Below are 1,235 nucleotides of genomic sequence, written 5' to 3'. Positions count from 1 at the left end.
GGCCTCGAAGGCGGCGGTGCAGCGCATCACGGTGCCGGTGTCGGGGCCGCTGGTGGCCAACAACAGCGAGGCGCTGCGCGACGCGGCCGTGAGCGGCCTGGGCATCGCGCTGGTGCCCGACTTCAGCGCGCAGTCGGCGCTGCAGGCGGGCAAGCTGCAGGAGGTGCTGCCGCAATGGCGCTCGGTCGGAGCCTTCGGCGAGAAGCTCTATGCGATCCGTCCCTATGCCACCCATGTGCCGCGCGCGGTGGCCGTGTTCGTGGCCTGGCTGCGCGAGACGCTGGCCGAGGGCTTCGACGCGTGAACGAAGCACCGACAATGCAACGCCACGGCGCGAGCGCGCCGCACCCTCCCATCCTTTCATGACACGTTTTCTCCACACGGCCGACTGGCAGATCGGCCGCCAGTTCGCGAGCTTCGACCCCGAGCACGCGCCGATCCTGGCCGAGGCGCGCATCGCCGTGGTCGAACGCCTCGCCGCGCTCGCGCTCGAGCACCGGGTCGACGCGGTGCTGGTCGCGGGCGACGTGTTCGATGCCCAGACCGTGTCCGAGCGCACGCTGCGCCGGCTGTTCAATGCACTCGCCGCCTATCCGGGCCCCTGGCTGCTGATCCCCGGCAACCACGACGCCGCGCTGGCCGAGAGCGTGTGGACGCGCGCGCAGCGCCTGGGCGCGGTGCCGTCCCACGTGCACCTGCTGCTCGCGCCCGAGCTGCGCCTGTTCGAGGCCCAGGGCTTCGCGGTGCTGCCCGCGCCGCTCGCGCAGCGTCACACCTACAACGACCTCACGGCCTGGTTCGACGAGGCCGACACGCCCGCGGGCCTGCTGCGCATCGGGCTCGCGCACGGCAGCGTGCAGGGCCTGCTGTCGGAGGACATCGATTCGGCCAACCCGATCGCGCCCGAGCGCGCGGCGAGCGCGCGGCTCGACTACCTCGCGCTCGGCGACTGGCACGGTTGCAAGCGCATCGACGCGCGCACCTGGTACGCGGGCACGCCCGAGCCCGACCGCTTCAAGGACAACGGCTCGGGCCAGGCGCTGCTGGTCGAGATCGACGCGCCCGGTGCCGAGCCGCGCGTCACGCAGCTGCAGGTCGGCCGCTTCCGCTGGCAGGCCATCGCCGGCGTGCTGCAGGTCGCGACCGACGCCGATGCGCTCGAGGCGCAGCTCGAGGGGCTCGATGCGCACGACGTGGTCGACCTGCGCGTGCAGGGCCGCATCGACCTCGCGGGG

Annotated in this window: 2 protein-coding genes; both read left to right on the top strand. The window is 73.0% G+C overall.

The genetic code is table 11. The features are described from left to right. On the top strand, positions 1–304 hold a 304-nt coding region (locus tag AC27VN_RS41825; protein ID WP_490880568.1), incomplete at its 5' end, for a LysR substrate-binding domain-containing protein. A 58-nt stretch (positions 305–362) separates the two neighbouring features. Further along, a partial coding sequence (locus AC27VN_RS41820; RefSeq protein ID WP_490880567.1) for a metallophosphoesterase family protein occupies positions 363–1,235 on the top strand: 873 nt, incomplete at its 3' end.

The organism is Variovorax sp. 20P10.2.4 (genome assembly GCF_058244205.1).
This window is presented reverse-complemented; position numbering and strand designations above follow the sequence as displayed.